Origin of the sequence: Sphingomonas molluscorum (assembly GCF_039522995.1) — a bacterium.
Lineage (GTDB): Bacteria > Pseudomonadota > Alphaproteobacteria > Sphingomonadales > Sphingomonadaceae > Sphingomonas > Sphingomonas molluscorum.
The window spans coordinates 402,758-420,791 of record NZ_BAAAEL010000002.1; the positions used below are offsets into that span (position 1 = coordinate 402,758).

At 69.4% G+C, this 18,034-nt stretch carries 17 protein-coding genes; 10 read left to right on the forward strand and 7 right to left on the reverse strand.

The genetic code is table 11. The annotated features are described in order from the left end of the window. Window positions 1-34 precede the first annotated feature (34 nt). Window positions 35-1,321 (reverse strand): methyltransferase family protein, encoded by a 1,287-nt coding sequence (locus ABDZ92_RS06460; protein WP_164521311.1) that lies wholly within the window; start codon window positions 1,319-1,321, stop codon window positions 35-37. A 123-nt stretch (window positions 1,322-1,444) separates the two neighbouring features. Between ABDZ92_RS06460 and ABDZ92_RS06465 the strand changes: the two genes are divergently transcribed. Continuing rightward, a complete protein-coding gene (locus ABDZ92_RS06465; protein WP_125961548.1) occupies window positions 1,445-3,367 on the forward strand; it encodes a M61 family metallopeptidase in 1,923 nt (640 codons plus the stop codon). Window positions 3,368-3,382: 15 nt separating this feature from the next. After that, entirely contained in the window at window positions 3,383-3,961 is a 579-nt protein-coding gene (gene ppa, locus ABDZ92_RS06470) for an inorganic diphosphatase (RefSeq protein ID WP_125961547.1), read from the forward strand. Between the two features lie 60 nt (window positions 3,962-4,021). On the opposite strand, the gene ABDZ92_RS06475 is transcribed toward ppa, so the two are convergent. Beyond that, window positions 4,022-4,378, reverse strand: a complete 357-nt coding sequence (locus ABDZ92_RS06475; RefSeq protein WP_125961546.1) for a TfoX/Sxy family protein — start codon at window positions 4,376-4,378, stop codon at window positions 4,022-4,024. Window positions 4,379-4,538: 160 nt separating this feature from the next. Between ABDZ92_RS06475 and ABDZ92_RS06480 the strand changes: the two genes are divergently transcribed. After that, the gene (locus ABDZ92_RS06480) at window positions 4,539-5,345 is read left to right on the forward strand and encodes a tetratricopeptide repeat protein (protein WP_125961545.1); all 807 of its coding nucleotides are present in this window, start codon (window positions 4,539-4,541) and stop codon (window positions 5,343-5,345) included. A gap of 37 nt (window positions 5,346-5,382) precedes the next feature. Here the strand turns inward: ABDZ92_RS06480 and ABDZ92_RS06485 are convergent, their stop codons facing one another. Genes ABDZ92_RS06485 through ispG form a run of 3 tightly spaced genes read right to left on the reverse strand, consistent with a single transcriptional unit; the run spans window position 5,383 to window position 7,914 of the window. Continuing rightward, on the reverse strand, window positions 5,383-5,850 hold the full coding sequence (locus ABDZ92_RS06485; RefSeq protein WP_125961544.1) for a GNAT family N-acetyltransferase: 468 nt from the start codon (window positions 5,848-5,850) through the stop codon (window positions 5,383-5,385). After that, window positions 5,847-6,743, reverse strand: a complete 897-nt coding sequence (locus ABDZ92_RS06490) for a DMT family transporter (protein ID WP_125961543.1) — start codon at window positions 6,741-6,743, stop codon at window positions 5,847-5,849. The genes ABDZ92_RS06485 and ABDZ92_RS06490 overlap by 4 nt, the downstream gene beginning before the upstream one ends. 46 nt (window positions 6,744-6,789) lie before the next feature. After that, window positions 6,790-7,914 carry a flavodoxin-dependent (E)-4-hydroxy-3-methylbut-2-enyl-diphosphate synthase gene (gene ispG, locus ABDZ92_RS06495; protein ID WP_125961630.1) on the reverse strand — a complete coding sequence of 375 codons (1,125 nt, stop codon included), beginning with the start codon at window positions 7,912-7,914 and terminating at the stop codon, window positions 6,790-6,792. A gap of 166 nt (window positions 7,915-8,080) precedes the next feature. Between ispG and ABDZ92_RS06500 the strand changes: the two genes are divergently transcribed. The 7 genes from ABDZ92_RS06500 to ABDZ92_RS06530 all read left to right on the forward strand — a co-directional run bounded on the left by ABDZ92_RS06500 (window position 8,081) and on the right by ABDZ92_RS06530 (window position 14,757). Further along, window positions 8,081-9,031 carry an isoaspartyl peptidase/L-asparaginase family protein gene (locus tag ABDZ92_RS06500; protein ID WP_125961629.1) on the forward strand — a complete coding sequence of 317 codons (951 nt, stop codon included), beginning with the start codon at window positions 8,081-8,083 and terminating at the stop codon, window positions 9,029-9,031. A gap of 54 nt (window positions 9,032-9,085) precedes the next feature. After that, the gene (locus ABDZ92_RS06505) at window positions 9,086-9,877 is read left to right on the forward strand and encodes a TonB family protein (RefSeq protein WP_272695133.1); all 792 of its coding nucleotides are present in this window, start codon (window positions 9,086-9,088) and stop codon (window positions 9,875-9,877) included. Window positions 9,878-9,942: 65 nt separating this feature from the next. Beyond that, window positions 9,943-10,785, forward strand: a complete 843-nt coding sequence (locus ABDZ92_RS06510) for a S1/P1 nuclease (RefSeq protein WP_132883017.1) — start codon at window positions 9,943-9,945, stop codon at window positions 10,783-10,785. A gap of 199 nt (window positions 10,786-10,984) precedes the next feature. Further along, entirely contained in the window at window positions 10,985-11,236 is a 252-nt protein-coding gene (locus ABDZ92_RS06515) for a hypothetical protein (protein ID WP_125962493.1), read from the forward strand. Between the two features lie 17 nt (window positions 11,237-11,253). Continuing rightward, complete coding sequence (locus ABDZ92_RS06520) at window positions 11,254-12,648, forward strand: L,D-transpeptidase scaffold domain-containing protein (RefSeq protein WP_125962492.1); 1,395 nt, start codon at window positions 11,254-11,256, stop codon at window positions 12,646-12,648. A 72-nt stretch (window positions 12,649-12,720) separates the two neighbouring features. Continuing rightward, window positions 12,721-13,140: an excalibur calcium-binding domain-containing protein gene (locus ABDZ92_RS06525; RefSeq protein WP_125962491.1), complete on the forward strand. Its 420-nt coding sequence runs from the start codon at window positions 12,721-12,723 to the stop codon at window positions 13,138-13,140. 231 nt (window positions 13,141-13,371) lie between these two features. Continuing rightward, complete coding sequence (locus tag ABDZ92_RS06530) at window positions 13,372-14,757, forward strand: glycosyltransferase family 39 protein (RefSeq protein WP_164521365.1); 1,386 nt, start codon at window positions 13,372-13,374, stop codon at window positions 14,755-14,757. Window positions 14,758-14,784: 27 nt separating this feature from the next. On the opposite strand, the gene dnaJ is transcribed toward ABDZ92_RS06530, so the two are convergent. Both dnaJ and dnaK read right to left on the reverse strand, forming a co-directional pair. Beyond that, window positions 14,785-15,900 carry a molecular chaperone DnaJ gene (gene dnaJ / locus ABDZ92_RS06535; RefSeq protein ID WP_125962489.1) on the reverse strand — a complete coding sequence of 372 codons (1,116 nt, stop codon included), beginning with the start codon at window positions 15,898-15,900 and terminating at the stop codon, window positions 14,785-14,787. A 207-nt stretch (window positions 15,901-16,107) separates the two neighbouring features. Further along, window positions 16,108-18,012 carry a molecular chaperone DnaK gene (gene dnaK / locus ABDZ92_RS06540; protein ID WP_125962488.1) on the reverse strand — a complete coding sequence of 635 codons (1,905 nt, stop codon included), beginning with the start codon at window positions 18,010-18,012 and terminating at the stop codon, window positions 16,108-16,110. Window positions 18,013-18,034 lie beyond the last annotated feature (22 nt).

Genomic DNA, 18,034 nt, shown 5'->3' on the forward strand with positions numbered 1-18,034 from the left:
CCTGGGCTCCTGCCTGCGCAGGAGCACGGCACCGCTAGCCGGCCACCCACCGAAAGAACCGCGGCACCACCCCATGCCGCCCCACCCAGTCGTAGTACGCACGATAGCCCGGATCGGCGAGCAGGTGCCGCTCCTCGGTGCGCGCACGCCAGTAATAGACGCCGCTCACCAGCCCCAGGATCGCGGTGTTGCGGAACGCGTCCAGCCAGTTGCCGGTCGTCACCAGCATCGGCCAGCTCACCAGCCACCAGAACAGGTTCTTCGACAGATAGGCCGGATGGCGGCTCCAGGCGTACGGCCCGTTGGTGATGATCCCGCGGTTGGTGAGGTTGGAGAAGCGCAGGCCGAACGCCACCGTCGCCCAGGCATAGACAAAGGTCAGCGCCACCAGCGCCGCGCCGATCGCCGCCAGGATCACTGGATGGCCCGCGAACCACTGCGTCCACTCCGCGCCGCCTGGATGATAGTCGAGCGGGCCGCCGTCGCCCATCAGCACGAACGGCGGATAGCAGATCAGCGCCGCGACCCAGCCGGCCGCATAGGGATTGGCCGAGCGGATGTGCGTGTCGATCGGCCGCAGCGCGAGGATATAGCCGCAGGTCGCGAACGCCACGTCCACCAGGAACATGAAGGTGATCAGCCACTGCGCCAGCGCGACGGGATCGTGCAGCACCGTGGCCGTGTCGGCGGCGACGAACTCGCGGAAGCCGCCCGGCACGATCCCCAGCATGAACGCCAGGAAGAACGCCTTCACCGCCCAGGCGCGCAGATGGTCGAAGATCGCCTCGCGCTCGATCGGCTCGTCCAGGTGCATCAGCCAGGCGCCGAACGCCCAGCAGCCGTCGCGCGGCGCCACCAGGTGGCGGTCGATCCACAGGACATAGGGGATCGACAGCACGAACAGCACCGGCGCCGCATAGCCGAAGCACCACATGGCAAAGGCGAAGCCGCCGTCCCAATAGAAGCGGCCGGTCGCATAGAGCAGCGCGATCCCCACCCAGGTCGCCCACAGCCCCGCCAGCTTGGTGACGCTGACGTCCAGCGTCGCCCGCCACGGCCGCGGGTGCGCCCAGTCGATGCCGGTCGATGGATTGCGATGCACCTTGTCCACCAGCACCGACCAGGCGAGCATCGGCAGCCCGCAGGCGACGAGGTTCACCAGCGCCGCATAGGGCCCGTCCATGCCATAGTGGCGCGCGATCGCGACCCAGGCGAGCAGCCCCGCCATGCCCGCGAGGCCGGTACCCGTGCTCACCGCCGATCGCGGGCGCGGATCGGCGGCGGGCGCGGTGTCGGCAGCGGGCACGAGCGTGGAAGCCATGCCCGACCCTAGCCGCCGCACCCGGCGGATCGAAGCCGGAATCGTGTCCCGCCTTGCGACAGGCTGGACGCCCGCTGCGATATGTCGTTACACCGCCCCATCCCACCTCGACGAAAGGCCGTCATGTTTCGCACCCCTGCGTTCGCCGCCCTGTTGCTCGCTTCTGCCGTTCCCGCCCATGCGCAGCTGAACCCCGCCGGCAACACCCTGCCGCAGCCGGTGCCCTTCACCGACACCATCCCCGCCCCGCGCGACGTCGACTATCCTGGCACCCTCCTGCTGGAGGTCGACGCGACCGACATCCAGCGCGGCATCTTCAACGTGAAGGAGACGATTCCCATCGCCGAGGCGGGCCACATGGTGCTGCTGTTCCCGAAGTGGCTGCCGGGCGCGCACAGCCCGCGCGGTGAGATCGAGAAGCTCGCCGGCCTGGTGATCCGCGCCAATGGCAAGGTGGTGCCCTGGACCCGCGATCCCGAAGATGTGTTCGCCTTCCACATCGACGTGCCCGCCGGTGCCAGGAAGCTCGACGTCAGCTTCCAGTTCCTGTCGGCGACCGCCGGTGACCAGGGCCGCATCGTCATGGCGCCCTCGATGCTGAACCTCCAGTGGAACTCGGTCAGCCTCTACCCGGCCGGCTATTTCACCCGCCGCATCCCGATCCAGGCGACTGCCAAATATCCGGCCGGCTGGACCGCGGCGGCAGGCCTGCCCGCGACCAGCAACGGCTCGATCTATTCCTACCAGCGCACCAGCTACGAAACGCTGGTCGACTCCCCCACCTTTGCCGGCAAATATTACCGCCAGTGGGCGCTGTCGCCGCGCGTCGACCTCAACGTCTTCGCCGACACCCCCGAAGAGCTCAACGCCACCCCCGAGCAGATCGACGCGCACAAGAAGCTCGTCGAGCAGGCGACCCGCGTGTTCGGCGCCCAGCACTACGACAAGTACGAATTCCTGCTGGCGATCACCGACACCATGGGCGGCATCGGCTTGGAGCATCACCGCAGCTCCGAAAACGGCGTGAAGCCGGGCTATTTCACCAAGTGGAACGAGGGTGCCGGCAGCCGCAACCTCCTGCCGCACGAATACAGCCACAGCTGGGACGGCAAGTTCCGCCGTGGTGCGGACCTGTGGACGCCGGACTATCGCACGCCCATGCGCAACTCGCTGCTGTGGGTCTATGAAGGCCAGACCCAGTTCTGGGGCTATGTGCTCCAGGCACGCTCGGGCATCGTCACCAAGCAGGATACGCTGGACGCCTATGCCGCGATCGCAGCCAGCCTCGACAACCGCCGTGCGCGCGAATGGCGCCCGCTGGTCGACACCACCAACGACCCCATCATCTCTGCGCGCCGGCCCAAGGGCTGGACCAGCTGGCAGCGGTCGGAGGATTATTACAACGAAGGCCTGTTGATCTGGATGGACGTGGATTCCGTCCTGCGCCAGCAGTCGGGCGGCACCAAGAGCATCGACGATTTCGCCCGCGCCTTCTTCGGCGTGCGCGACGGCGACTGGGGCGTGCTCACCTACACGTTCGAGGATGTGGTCCAGACGCTGAACGGCATCCAGCCCTATGACTGGGCCGGCTTCCTCAACAGCCGCGTCAACAACGTCTCTGAGCGCGCGCCGCTCGGCGGCTTCACCAACAACGGCTACCGCCTGGTCTACACCGAACAGCCGACGCCGTACTTCGTCAACAACGACCGCACCCGCGACCAGGCCGATCTCAGCTATTCGCTGGGGCTCGTCACGGGCAAGTCGGGCTCGGTCAACTCGGTCAGCTGGGGCAGCCCGGCGTTCGACGCGGGGATGACCGTGGACAGCAGCATCGTCGCGGTGAACGGCGAGAGCTACAGCGCCGATCGCCTGAAGGCGGCCGTGACCGCGTCCAAGGGCAATCGCACGCCCATCCGCCTGCTGGTCAAGAACGGCGACAAGCTGCGCGAGGTGGCAATCGACTATCACGATGGCCTGCGCTATCCGCGGCTGGAAAAGACCGGACAGGGTGAGACGGGCCTCGATCGCCTGCTCGCCGCCAAGTAAAAGGGACGACACAACATGCGGATCGACATGGTGCCGGTGGGCAAGAACCCGCCGGAAGACCTCAACGTCATCATCGAGGTGCCGACCGGCGGCGAGCCGGTGAAGTATGAGTTCGACAAGGCGTCCGGTGCGCTGTTCGTCGATCGCATCCTCCACACCCCGATGCGCTATCCGGCGAACTATGGCTTCGTGCCGCACACGCTGTCGCCGGACGGCGATCCGCTCGACGCGCTAGTCGTGTCGCGCACGCCGTTCATCCCGGGCTGCGTCGTGCGCGCGCGCCCGATCGCGGTCCTGAACCTGGAAGACGAAGCCGGCGGCGACGAGAAGCTCGTCTGCGTGCCGGTCGACTCCACCTTCCCCTATTACACCAAGGTCGGTGGCCGCGCCGATCTGCCGGAGATCGTGTTCCAGCAGATCGAGCACTTCTTCACCCACTACAAGGACCTGGAGAAGCAGAAGTGGGTGCGCGTCGGCACCTGGGGCGACGCCGACGAGGCGGCGCGCATCACCCTGGAGGCGATCGAGCGCTACAACGCCGCCAAGGAACGCGGCGAGGAACCGCTCGACCACGACGTGCCCGGCCGCGACTAAGCGCCAGCCACGCAAGATCCGGACCCCGTCGGCACCCAGGTGCCGGCGGGGTTCGTCGTTTCAGCCCTTGTTCTTGCGCTTCGGCTTCGGCGCCCGCGCCCCGGCCGCCAGCGCGAGCCCGGCCCACTCCCGCATCGCGTCCGCATCGTCATAGACGTCGTCGGGCGCGCGCCGGTAGTTCATCGATCCCGTCGTGCCGTCGCCCTTGGCATAGGTGAAGCGCGCACAACCAGCCGCGTCCCAGGCCGCGTCGCTCTCGGCATCCGCCTTGAACCAGAGCCCGTCGTCGCCGGCGATCGCAAAGATGGTGCCGTCGCAATAGAGCGTCGCCCCGCCCATCATCCGCCGCGACGTGACGGTGCCGACCGGCGCCAGCGCCTCGGCCACCCATTCGATCAGCCCTGCGTCGACGCCCATGCGATCCTCACCAGGTTCGAGATTCGAAAAAAGCGGACTCTCGGGCGCACCGCAATGCCGGCTGCGGACCTGGGAGGCCGGGCCGGAAGGGGCTCCGTAGCATCCCTTGACAGCCGCATGGCCCTACCTACGCTATCCGATCCGAGGTTGTGAGGTCGACATGGTTTCGGGCATCCTATTGTTGCCGTTCCTTCTGCTGGTCTCACAAGAAGCATCGGCCCAATCCACGACAGCGCCGTCAGAAGACTCCGGGAGGGAGGACATCGTGGTGGAGGGAGGATTCGATCCCGACGAGCCCGATCCGTCCAATTTGCGGCGCAAGATGGTTACCGGATCCCGGATTCCCCAGCGCAGCCTCCAGAACAATCCGCACATCGCCAGTGCGACGAGCTTGGGAGGGCTGACGTCGGATTCGGGCATGGACGCCTGGCAGTCCATCGGCACCAAACGATGGAAGACGTGCAAGGCTGAAGGCGCGTTGATCCGCAAGCGGATCGCCTGTGCCCTGATTCGCGTGGAAAAGGCGATGACCGCGATGCACGCCGCCGAAGCTGGGCAAATCGCCTCATCGCTTGCGAGCGACCCCAATCTCACGGTCGAGGAGCAATACGTCGTTCACGCGTACCTGTATCGCATTGCTGATCTGCAATCCGATGCTGCCGCAAAGCGCCGGTCTTTGGCCGCCATGTTCGACACGGGCATGATGTCGGAAGCGGAAGAACGGGCAGCAGTGGGAACGCTCGCGTCCTGGGCCTTGAAGGAAGGCGACAGCGAGGCCGCGGTAAGGTGGTACCGTGAACTGGCGAGCAGGGACGTCAACGACACCCAGAGCCGTATCAACGCTGGCATCCTGCTTGGCCGGATGGGGAAGGCCGAGGAAAGCAGAGCACAGTTCCAGGCGGCGATCAGCGCTGCACGGAGAGAGGGTAAGCCGGTTCCCGCGGCATGGATCGAACGCGCGAACTAGGCCGTAGGCTGGCCAGGCGCGGAGCCGACCTGGTCGGTCACTCCCCGGCCAGCCGGGACAGCGCCTCCCCAGAAACCCGATAGATGCGCCACGGCATCGGCTCGGCGCCCAAGCTGCGGTAGAAGCCGGCGGCGGCGGCGTTGGTGTCGCTCACCGCCCATTCGACCCGCGTGCACCCGCGCGCGACGCCGACCGCCGCGACATGGGCGAGCAGCGCCCGCCCCGCGCCGGAGCCGCGCGCTTCGGGCGCGACGTACAGGTCCTCCAGGTACAGCCCGTTCCAGCCGCTCCAGGTCGAGTGCTTGTGAAAGAACAGCGCGGCGCCCACCGCCTGTCCGTCCTGCTCCGCGATCGCCGCTTCGACCCCGCGCTCCTCGAGCGCCCGGCCCAGCAGCGCCTCGGTCGCGACCAGCTTGTCCTCGGCGTCCTCGTGGCGCGCGAGATCGCGCACGAAGCCGAAGATCAGCCCCGCATCGTCGGGAGTGGCGGTTCGGATCGCGATCATGCGCCTGCCTCGCTCTGGGAAACCGGGGCGGCGCCGCGCACCGCCACCAGGCAGCCGCCGACGATCAGCAACGCACCCGCGACCGTGAACGGCGACACCCGCTCGTCGAACACGAGGTAGCCGAGCAGCGCCGCCCAGACAAAGGCGGTGTATTCGACCGGTGCCAGCACCTGCGCCTCCGCCCGGCCATAGGACCAGGCGAGCAGCAGCGCGGAGATCGACCCCAGGATCGCCGATCCGACGATCGGCACCAGCTGGTCGCTCGCCGGCCAGGTCGCCAGCCACGGTGCTCCCAGCGCCAGCAGCACGCCGATCACCAGGCTGGTGAACAGCGTCACCTCCAGCGGATCGGCGAGCTGTGCCTGCTGCCGCAGCAGGATCAGGCTATAGGCGTAGAGGACGGAGGCGAGCACGATCGCGAGCGCACCCAGCACCACATCGGCCGAGGCCCCCGCCTGCGCCTGCCCCAGCGGGATCACCAGCACGCCCACGGCCGCCACCACCGATCCCAGGATCGCCGCGCGCCGGATCCGCTCGCCCAGCAGCGCCGCCGCCAGGAACAGCGCGATCAGCGGCGACAGGAAGGTGAGCGCCACCCCCTGCGCCATCGGCACCCGCACCAGCCCCCAGAAGAACAGCAGCACCGACAGCCCCGCCGCCAACCCGCGCACGACATGCAGCCTGAGCGCCTTGCGCGCCGGCCAGCGCTGTCGGCGCGCCAGGAACACCGTGCCGGTCAGCAGCACCCCCGCGACCGATCGCCACAGGACGGCGCTGTACGCACCGCTCGCGATGCTCAGCCCCTTCATCAGGGCATCCATGCACGAATAGATGGCGATGCCCGCCGATGCCGCCGCAAAGGCGACGGCGGGCGGGGTGTTGGTCCGGGTCATGGCCGCGTCGATGCGGGGAAACGCCCGCCGCGTCCAGCCCGCGCGCCTACTCCGCCGCCTGCTCCAGCGCCGCGGCCCGCGCCTCGATCTCGGCGGCCTTGGCCTCCACCAGCCGGACGATGTGGTCGACCATGTCGGCATCCTCGACATGATGGTCGGTGACGCCCGACAGATAGACCATGTGGCGGCCGTTGCCGCCGCCGGTGATGCCGATGTCGGTCTCGCGCGCCTCGCCCGGACCGTTGACCACGCAGCCGAGCACCGACAGCGACATCGGCGTGCGGATGTGCTGCAGCCGCTCCTCCAGCTTCTGCACGGTGCGGATCACGTCGAAGCCCTGGCGCGCGCACGACGGGCACGACACGACGCGCACGCCGCGGTTGCGGATGCCCAGCGCCTTCAGGATCTCGAACCCGACGCGCACCTCCTCCTCGGGCTCGGCCGACAGCGACACGCGGATGGTGTCGCCGATGCCGAACCACAGCAGCGATCCGATGCCGATCGACGACTTGACCGTGCCGCCGATCAGCCCGCCCGCCTCGGTGATCCCCAGGTGCAGCGGGCAGTCGGTCGCCTCCGCCAGCCCCTGATAGGCCGCGACCGCCAGGAACACGTCCGACGCCTTCACCGCGACCTTGTATTCGTGGAAGTCGTGGTCCTGAAGCAGCTTGATATGGTCGAGCGCGCTTTCCACCAGCGCTTCGGGACAAGGCTCGCCGTATTTCTCCAGCAGGTCCTTCTCCAGGCTGCCGGCGTTGACGCCGATGCGGATCGCGCAGCCGTTGGCCTTGGCCGCGCGCACCACTTCCGCCACGCGCTCGGACGAGCCGATGTTGCCCGGGTTGATGCGCAGGCACGCCGCACCCGCGTCGGCCGCTTCCAGCGCGCGCTTGTAGTGGAAATGGATGTCCGCGACGATCGGCACCCGCGAGGCGCGCACGATCTGCTTGAGCGCCGCCGTCGATTCCACGTCCGGGCAGGACACGCGGATGATGTCGACGCCCGCTTCCTCGCAGCGGCGGATCTGGTCCACGGTCGCGCGCACGTCCGGCGTCGGCGTGTTGGTCATCGTCTGCACCGTCACCGGGGCATCGCCGCCGACGGGCACGTTGCCGACCATGATCTGGCGGCTCGGACGGCGGACGATATCGCGCCAGGGGCGGACGGACATGGGGATGTTCTCGCAGAGGCTGTCGGGGCTCCGCCCCATATAGACGCGCAGTGTGGCAGGCGGAAGGCGCGCCGGACGCGGTGGCATGGACCGCCCCTTCTGCTACACCGCGCGCTCCTTCTGGAGCCGCACGATGCGCCTAGCCCTGTTGATCGGAGCCCTGTTGATGTCCTCTCCCGCCGCCGCCGAGCAGAAGCCCACCTGGACGCTGGTGATCCACGGCGGCGCCGGCGTGATCGAGCGCGCCCGCATGACGCCGGAGCGCGAGGCCGCGGCCCGCGCCGGCCTCGATGCCGCGCTCGCCGCCGGCGAAGCGGTGCTCGCCAAGGGCGGCAGCGCGGTCGATGCGGTGGAAGCGGCGATCCACGTGCTGGAGGACGATCCCAGCTTCAACGCCGGCCGCGGCGCCGTCTTCACCTATGAAGGCACCAACGAGCTCGACGCCGCGATCATGGACGGCTCGACCCGTGCCGCCGGCGCCGTCGCGGGCGTGACGCGCACCCGCCACCCGGTCAGCCTCGCCCGCGCGGTCATGGACAAGAGCCCGCACGTCCTCCTCGCCGGCAAGGGCGCCGACATCTTCTCGACCGAGCAGGGCCTCGAACAGGTCGATCCCAGCTGGTTCGCGACCGACGAGCGCCGCCGCCAGCTGGATGAACTGAAGGCCAAGAAGCTCGGCTGGTTCGACGTGGACATGAAGTACGGCACCGTCGGCGCCGTCGCGCGCGACCAGGCCGGCCATGTCGCCGCCGCCACCTCGACGGGCGGCGTCACCGGCAAGCGCTGGGGCCGCGTCGGCGATTCGCCGCTGATCGGTGCCGGCACCTATGCCGACGACCGCGCCTGCGCCGTCTCCGCCACCGGTGCCGGCGAGTTCTTCATCCGCGAGGGCGTCGCGCACGAGATCTGCGCGCGCATCCGCTTCAAGTGCGAAAGCCTGCAAGCCGCCGCCGACACGGTGATGGCGGAAACGCTGGCGCTGGGCGGCACCGGCGGCGTCATCGTCACCGGCCCGAATGGCGAGGCGACGTGGAGCTTCAACACGCCCGGCATGTACCGCGGCAAGGTCACGTCCGGCACGAAGCGCCTGGTCGCGATCTACGGCGACGAGGGCTGATCGCCCGCCCCGGCCGCCCTTGCCGCGGCGGCCGGGACGCCCACATGAAGCGGCATGGAAGCGTTCCGCAGCACCCCGGCTGAGCGCGCCCGCGGCGCCGTCGCGGCCGTGGCCGTGTCGCTGGGCCTCGGCGCCGCCCTGGTCGCGGGGCTTTCCGTCGACGTGCGCCAGCTTGCCGAGCGCGCCCCCAGCGTCTTCGGCATCCTCCCCGCCCCCGAACCCGAGCCGACCCCGCCCGTCCGCTCCCGGCCCAAGCGTGAGGTCCACAAGGCGCCCAAGCGCGCCACCGCGCCCCGGCCGGAGGGTGCCGCCTCCCCCGCCAACCTGCGCGGCAAGGCGACCGAGATCGTCGCCCCGCCGGTGCCGATCGTCCTCCAGCCGCCGCCGCTGGTCACCACTGAGATCGCCGGCACCGGCAGCCAGGCGAACACCGGCGCCGCCCCGATCAGGGGCCCCGGCACCGGCAGCGGCGGCGTGGGGAACGGCACCGGCAGCGGCGCGGGCGGGGATGGCGACGGCGGCGGCGGTGGTGGCGCAGGCGAGACCCCGCCCCGCTGGCGCCGCGGCCAGCTGCGCGATTCCGACTATCCCTCCGCCCTCACCCAAGCCGGGATCGGCGGCACGGTGGGCGTCCGCTACGTGGTCGAGACCGACGGCCGCGTCGGCCGCTGCGACGTCACCGATTCCAGCGGCAGCGCCCAGCTCGACGCGCTCACCTGCCGCCTGATCCAGCAGCGCTTCCGCTTCGATCCCTCCCGCGATGCCGAGGGCCGGCCGGTTGCCTCGACCATCGTCGAGAACCACGAATGGATCCCGGAGCCCGGCGAGGGATCGGACGAACGCTGACGGTTCGGCAAAACCGCCGAGTCCCACCCTCCCCCAGCCCTCGCGTTTCGCCTAAGGGACCGGCCATGATTCGCCGCCTCCTCTTCGCGCTCGCCCTCGTCTTCGTCGCCTCGCCCGCCCAGGCCTATTGGGAATATGGGCATGAGAGCGTCGCCGCGATCGCCTATCGCAACGTCTCCCCCGCCACCCGCGCGAAGATCGACGCGCTGCTGCGCCAGCAGAAGCTGCTGGAGACGCCTACCTGCCCCGCCCGCACCGTCGAGGAAGCGAGCGTCTGGGCCGATTGCGTGAAGCCGCTGGGCGAGCGGTTCAGCTACGCCTTTTCCTGGCACTATCAGAACGTCGACGTGTGCAAGCCGTTCGATCTCAAGTCGGCCTGCAAGGACGGCAATTGCGTCTCGGCACAGATCACCCGCGACATGAAGCTGCTCCAGGACCCCAAGGTCCCCGTCCGCGAGCGGGTGCAGGCGCTGGTGTTCCTGATCCACTTCGTCGGCGACCTGCACATGCCGCTTCATGCCGGCGACCGCGGCGACCTGGGCGGCAACCGCGTGAAGGCCCGCTACGGCATCTACGGGCCGGATCGCTTCAACCTCCACAGCGTCTGGGACGGCCCGCTCACCGAGCGCGCGGTCTCCACTCCGCCGTCGATCTTCCGCACCTACACCGCCCAGGAGCGCTCGATGCTCGCCGGCGGCAGCGTCGAGGACTGGAGCCGCCAGAGCTGGGAGATCAGCCGCGACTATGCCTATGCCAGCGCCTTCGGCGGCGACGCCTGCGGGCCGGTGCCGGAAGGCCGGGTGACGCTCGACCAGGCGACCATCGACCGGCTGCTGCCGGTCGCCAAGCTGCAGGTCGAGCGCGGCGGCCTGCGCCTCGCGCGGCTGCTGGACGAGGCGCTCGGCTGAACCCCGCATCCGGATCCCGTTCCCCGAACGCGCGTTCTTCTCTCGATGGCGACTGCCGCACCGGCGGAACGGCTGGCCGCTGTGGACCTCGTCGGCTTCACCTTCCGTTCAGGCGGGGGGACGCCTTTGAAAGGCCCGTTTCACGGGGCTCTTCGGGCGGCGCAGGGAGCGCCGACCGGTCCTTAAAGGGAGGATGAAGATGCGTATCCGTTCCATGATTCTCTTGGCCGCCGGCGCTGCGTCGCTCGCCGCCTGTTCCAAGGACCCGCCTGTCGCCACCACCCCGCCGCCGCCGCCGGGCGCGGTTTCGGGTAGCGTCGCTGCCGATCGCGACGGCGACGGCATCATCGACGGCTATTACACCTCGGACGGCATCTATCACCCGCTCGCGCCGCCGGCGCCGCCGCCCCCGCCGCCGCCGCCGCCCACCCCGCGGGGAGAACGCGGCTGATCCGTCTCGACCGGGGGATGCGGCACTGCCGCATCCCCGCCCTTCTGCTTCTGATCGCCACCGCCGGGACCGGGCTCGCCCCGACCGGGGACGCGCGCGCCTATGCGCAGGCAAAGAAATCCGCGCCCGCCAGGAAATCTGCCGCAAGGAAGCCGGCACCCAAAAAGGCGACGGCAAAGCCCGCGTCCAGCGAGCCGGAGGCGACCCCCGCCACCCGCGCCGTCGCGGTGCAGATCCGCGAGCAGGCCGGCGGCAAGGTCAAGGGCTTCTACGCCGATCGCGGCTTCTGGCCGATCTGGGCGGCGAGCGGCCGGCTGGGCCCTGAGGCCGACGCCTTTGTCGACATGATCGAGACCGCCGACCTCGATGGGCTGCGCCCCAACAGCTACGGCCCGGATGCGCTGCGCAAGGCCGTCGCTGCGGCGCGCAGCGGCGATCCCGTCGCCGTCGCCCAGGCCGAACTCGCGCTCTCGCGTGCGCTTGCCGACTATGTGGCGGACGTCCGCCGCCCGCGCGACACGGGCATGACCTACCTCGACGACGAGGTGAAGCCGCGCAAGCTCAAGGCCGAGAATGTGCTGCGCGCCGCCGTGCTCACCAAGTCGTTCGCAAGCTACATCCGCGACATGGGCTGGATGAGCCCGCACTACCTGCGCCTGCGCACGCTGCTGGCGACCCCGGGCCTGGCCCCGGACGACCGCGCGCGCCTGCGCATCAACCTCGATCGCGCGCGCCTGCTGCCCGGCGCCTGGACGCGCCACATCGTCGTCGATGCCGCCTCGGCACGCCTCTATTTCTATCAGGGCGGCAAGCAGGTCGGCACCATGCGCGTCGTCGTCGGCACGCCGCAGACTCAGACGCCGATGCTCGCCGGCATGGTCCGCTACGCGATCCTCAACCCCTATTGGAACGTGCCGACCGACCTCGTCCAAAAGAAGATCGCACCCAAGGTGCTCGCCGGCCAATCGCTCACCGCCATGCGCTTCGAGGCGCTGTCCGACTGGAGCGAGAACGCGACCAAGCTCGATCCCAAGGCGATCGACTGGCACGCCGTTGCCGCCGGCCAGCAGGAAGTGCGCGTGCGCCAGCTGCCCGGCCCGGCCAACTCGATGGGCCGCGTCAAGTTCATGTTCCCGAACGACCTCGGCATCTACCTGCACGACACCAACGAAAAGGCGCTGATGAAGAAGCCCGCCCGGCACTTCAGCAACGGCTGCGTGCGGCTGGAGGATGCGCCGACACTGGGGAAGTGGCTGCTCGGCAAGCCGATCACCACCGTCGCGAAGAAGCCGGAACAGGCCGCCCCCCTGCCCCAGGCGGTGCCCGTCTACCTCACCTATTTCACCGCCACCGCCGCCCCCAAGGGCGTCGCCTTCCTCCCCGACGTCTACGGCCGCGACACCCGCAGCTGACGATTAGGGGGACGGGCACGTCCGGCGCCGTCCGTTAGGACCGTGGCAACTTCCGCCTGCCACCCTCCCACCATGAGCAATCGCTTCCCGCATCTGCGGCAGGGGCAGGCCGCCCCGAGCTCGTTCGGCTCGCGCCGCGCCTCGACCCGTCGCCTGGGCTATCCGGCGATCGTCGCCGGCGGCTGCGCGCTGGTATTCGCCGCGACCTGGATCGCGACCCCGAACGTCCAGCAATGGTGGGCGGAGACCTCCCGATCCGAACCGTCCGCAGCGGTGGAGGCAGTGCAGGACCCTGCAGCGGCCGAGCGCTCCGTCTACTTCAGCGGCTGCAGCGAAGCGCGCGCCGCAGGCGCCGCGCCCATGCACCGCGGCTCCCCCGGCTATCGCCCGGAGATGGACGGGGACGGAGACGGGGTCGCCTGTGAAAACTACAGCGGATTCCGCCGCAGCGGAGGCGGCTACAGGCTCCCCCGCCTTCGCCGCCGCCACTGATCCGCAAGCCCCGCTTTCAGAAACGGAACGCCGCCCCACAGCCCCGCAAGTCTTCGTTGACGCTTTCTCCGTACAGCACGTCCGCTCTTGAAGGCGCGATGGGCAGAACGGGAGCGCGGCTTGCGGCGCAGCGGCGATATCGGACGAGTTCGGGAAACAAGGGGTGCGTGCGCTCGCGCACTCGGCTCCAGGCCAACGCTCCTGCTGCTCGCGATCCTTGCGGCCGCGGCGTTGCTGCGCCTCGGCACGGCCGATCATTCCCTGTGGTATGACGAGCTCGCCTCTATCGCGTTCGCCCGCCAACCCGTCCATCGCCTGTGGAGCGCGTGGATGGTGCGGGAAACCAATCCACCGTTGTTCTACTCGCTTCTGGCGGGAAGCATGGCCCTGTTCGGGGACAGCGACATTGCGCTCCGGCTGCTGCCGATCGCCATCGGCCTCGCCGGGATCTGGGCGGCGTTTCTGCTCGGCCGCACCCTGGGTGGCCCACGCGCGGCGCTGCTGGCCGCGATGCTGCTCGCGCTCTCGGCCCAGCATGTCGATTTCAGCCAGCAGGTCCGGGCCTATGGCCTGGCGCACACGGCAGTGCTCTTCGCGTGCCTCGGCATGGTGCTCTACCTTCGGCGCCGCTCCACCGCGGGGCTGGTCCTCTACGCGGCAGCTACGCTGACGGCCCTGTACGCGCATACCACGCTCGCGCTCTTCGCCGCGCTTGCGGCCGTCACGATGCTCTGGCTGCTCCGGGGCGACCGTCGCGCGCATCTGCGCTGGCTCGTGGCGAACGGCGGCGTGCTCGCGCTGTGGAGCTGGTGGGCGGCGATCACGCTTCGCCAGCTCGCCATGCCGGTCACCAACATCGCCTGGATCGCGGCCCCCTCCTTCCGCGAAGCAATCGACATGACGGCAGTCGCGTATCTGCCGATGTACCTGCGCGCAGCGGGTCCGGTCGGCACCGCACTGCTCGTCGGGCTCTTCGCAGGGCTGGGCGCCTGGGTCGTGCGGGCACGCCGGCCCGACCTCACGCTCCTCGCGGTGCTGGTCGCCGGAGCACCGCTGCTGCTGTTCGCCATCAGCCAGCGCGTGCCGATCTTCCTGCCGCGCACCTTGAGCTGGGCAAGCGGCCCGGCGCTGGTCCTGCTCGCGGTCGCGGTCGTCCAGATCCGGTCGCGCCTGGTCGCCGCAGCGACCGTGGCGGCATTGCTCGCCTCCAGCGCGATCGGGCTCGCGGCTTGGCTGCCGGACCGGGAGCGCGATCAATGGCGCCAGACGGCTGCCGCAGTCGAGCGCCTGCATCCCCTGCCGGTGTTCGCAGGCGACGATGCCGTGGCGCTGGCGATGCTGAAATACCGCGCCTCGCCGGCTTCGGGCTTCACCCCCATCGTGGTCCAGGCACCGTGGCAGGAGCGCTGGGCGGCTGGCCTCTACTCCGGCCCGCATCTCGCACCGGCGGCAGCACGGCGGCTGATCCGGATGCGCGGCTGTGCGGTCGCGATCGGCTGGGGGCCGATGTATCCGCCGATCCCGGAGGGCGCCGCCACGCGACGCATCGGCCCGCGCGATCGCCAGCCGGAGGTGCTGCTCGTGGAGTTCCCCGGCAGCCGTGGATGTTCCCGCTGACCCCCTGGGGGCGGTGCAGCGCCGGGCTTAGCCCAGCGCCGACTTCAGCTTGGCGAAGAAGCCCTGGCTCTCGGGGCATTCCTCGCCCGTCTCGGTCTCGCGGAATGCTTCCAGCAGTTCGCGCTGCTTGGCCGACAGCCGCGTCGGCGTCTCCACCTCGACGCGCACCACCAGGTCGCCGAAGCCGCGGCCCTGCAGCACCGGCATGCCGGCCCCGCGCTGGCGCAGCTCGCGGCCCGACTGGATGCCGGCCGGGATGCGGATCGTGCGCACGTCGCCGTCGAGGCCCGGGATCTCGATCTCGCCGCCCAGCGCCGCGGTCGTGAAGCTGATCGGTGCGCGCGCGTAGAGCGTCGTGCCCTCGCGCTCGAACAGCGGGTGCCGCTTCACGTGCATGAAGATGTAGAGGTCGCCCGCCGGCGCCCCGCGTGCGCCCGCCTCGCCCTCGCCGGTCAGGCGGATGCGCGTGCCCTCGTCCACGCCCGGCGGCACGTTGACCGACAGCGTCTTGGTCTGCTCGACCCGTCCCTCGCCGTGGCAGGCCGGGCACGGATCGCTGATCACCTGGCCGGCGCCGTGGCAGGTCGGGCAGGCGCGCTCGACCACGAAGAAGCCCTGCTGCGCGCGCACCTTGCCGTGGCCGGCGCAGGTGGTGCAGGTCTTGGCGCTCGTCCCCGGCTTGGCACCCGTGCCGCCGCAGGGCGAGCAGGCGCTGGACACGTCGACCGTGATCTCGGTCGCCTTGCCATGGAACGCCTCGTCGAGCGTGATCTCCATGTCGTAGCGCAGGTCCGCGCCCCGGCGCGGTCCCGCACGCCCGCCGCCGCGGCCGCCCATGAACTCGCCGAACACGCTTTCGAAAATGTCGGAAAAGCCGCCGAAGTCCTGCGGGCCGGCGCCGCCGCCCCCGCCCTGGCGGAACGCGGCATGGCCATAGCGGTCGTAGGCCGCGCGCTTCTGCGGGTCCTTCAGCACCTCATAGGCTTCGGACACGGCCTTGAACTTGGCCTCCGAATCCTTGCACCCGGCATTGCGGTCCGGATGGTACTGCATCGCGAGCTTGCGATAGGCGGACTTGAGCGTCGCGCCATCGGCGGTGCGCTCGCATCCGAGCAGTTCGTAATAGTCGACTTCGGTGCTCATGCCGCTTCCATCTGCCGCCGCTCGCAGCACCCGGGGGTGTGCATCGCGTCGGCCGTCCCCCGGGCGCAGGCCGCGGTCCAGGGCCACCCGCGGCGCCGTGTGTTGCTCTCGTCCCCAGCTCGCACCGGGTCCGAATCAAACGCCGGGTCGCCCCCTGCCCCTCCGCTCCCGAAGGACCGGCGGAAGCGGAGACGACCCGGCAGCGTCTTACTTCTTGCTGTCGTCGACTTCGGAGAATTCCGCGTCGACCACATCGTCGTCCTGAGCGGCAGCACCGCCCTCGGCACCCGGCGAAGCCTCGGCCTGCTGCTGCTTCTCATAGATCGCCTGGCCCAGCTTCATCGCCACCTGGGCGAGCTCCTGCGCCTTGGTGGTCATCTGGTCGGCGTCGCCGCTTTCCACTGCCGCCTTGGTCTCGGCGATCTTGCCCTCGATCTCGCTCTTCAGGCTCGCGTCGACCTTGTCGCCATTGTCGGCCAGCTGGCGCTCGGTGGTGTGGATCAGGCTCTCGGCGTTGTTCTTCGCCTCGGCCGCCGCACGGCGCTTCTTGTCCTCTTCGGCGAACTGCTCGGCATCACGCACCATCTGGTCGATGTCGTTGTCCGAGAGACCGCCAGAGGCCTGGATGCGGATCTGCTGCTCCTTGCCCGTGCCCTTGTCCTTGGCAGAGACGTTGACGATGCCGTTCGCGTCGATGTCGAAGGTGACCTCGATCTGCGGCACGCCGCGGGGCGCCGGCGGAATGCCGACCAGGTCGAACTGGCCCAGCATCTTGTTGTCCGCCGCCATCTCGCGCTCGCCCTGGAACACGCGGATGGTGACCGCCTGCTGGTTGTCGTCCGCCGTCGAATAGACCTGCGACTTCTTGGTCGGGATCGTCGTGTTGCGGTCGATCATCTTGGTCATGATGCCGCCCAGCGTCTCGATGCCCAGCGACAGCGGGGTCACGTCGAGCAGCAGCACGTCCTTGACGTCGCCCTGCAGCACGCCGGCCTGGATCGCAGCACCGATCGCCACGACCTCGTCCGGGTTCACGCCCGTGTGCGGCTCCTTGCCGAAGAAGTCCTTCACGACCTGGCGCACCTTGGGCATGCGGGTCATGCCGCCGACCATCACGACCTCGTCGATCGCGCTCGCCTTCACGCCCGCGTCGGCCATCGCCTTGCGGCACGGCTCCAGCGTGCGCTGGATGAGATCATCGACCAGCCGCTCCAGGTCGGCGCGGTTGATCGTCTTCACCAGGTGCTTCGGCCCGTTCTGGTCCGCGGTGATGAAGGGCAGGTTGACCTCGGTCGACTGTGCCGAGGACAGCTCGATCTTCGCCTTCTCGGCCGCTTCCTTCAACCGCTGCAGCGCCAGCTTGTCCTTGGTGAGGTCGATGCCCTCGGCCTTCTTGAACTCGTCCGCCAGGAACTGCACGACCTTCGAATCGAAGTCCTCGCCGCCCAGGAAGGTGTCGCCGTTGGTGGCCTTCACCTCGAACACGCCGTCGCCGATCTCCAGGATCGAGATGTCGAACGTGCCGCCGCCAAGGTCATAGACCGCGATGGTCTTGTTGTTGTCCTTGTCCAGGCCATAAGCCAGCGCAGCCGCAGTCGGCTCGTTGATGATGCGCAGCACTTCCAGGCCGGCGATCTTGCCCGCGTCCTTGGTCGCCTGGCGCTGGGCGTCGTTGAAGTACGCCGGCACCGTGATCACGGCCTGCGTCACGGTCTCGCCCAGATAGCTCTCGGCGGTTTCCTTCATCTTCTGGAGCGTGAAGGCGCTGATCTGCGAAGGCGAATATTCCTCGCCGCCCGCCTTCACCCACGCGTCGCCGTTGGGGCCGCGTGCGATGCTGTAGGGCACCAGCTCGGTGTCCTTCTTGGTGACGGGATCGTCGAAGCGGCGGCCGATCAGGCGCTTCACCGCAAAGATCGTGTTGTCGGGGTTGGTGACCGCCTGGCGCTTGGCCGGCTGGCCGATCAGTCGCTCCCCGTCCTTGGCGAACGCGACGATCGACGGCGTGGTGCGCGCACCTTCCGCATTCTCGATCACCTTGGGGCTGCCGCCTTCCATCACTGCGACGCAGCTGTTGGTGGTGCCCAGATCGATCCCGATTACTTTAGCCATATTCCCTCGTAGGCCCCCGGCT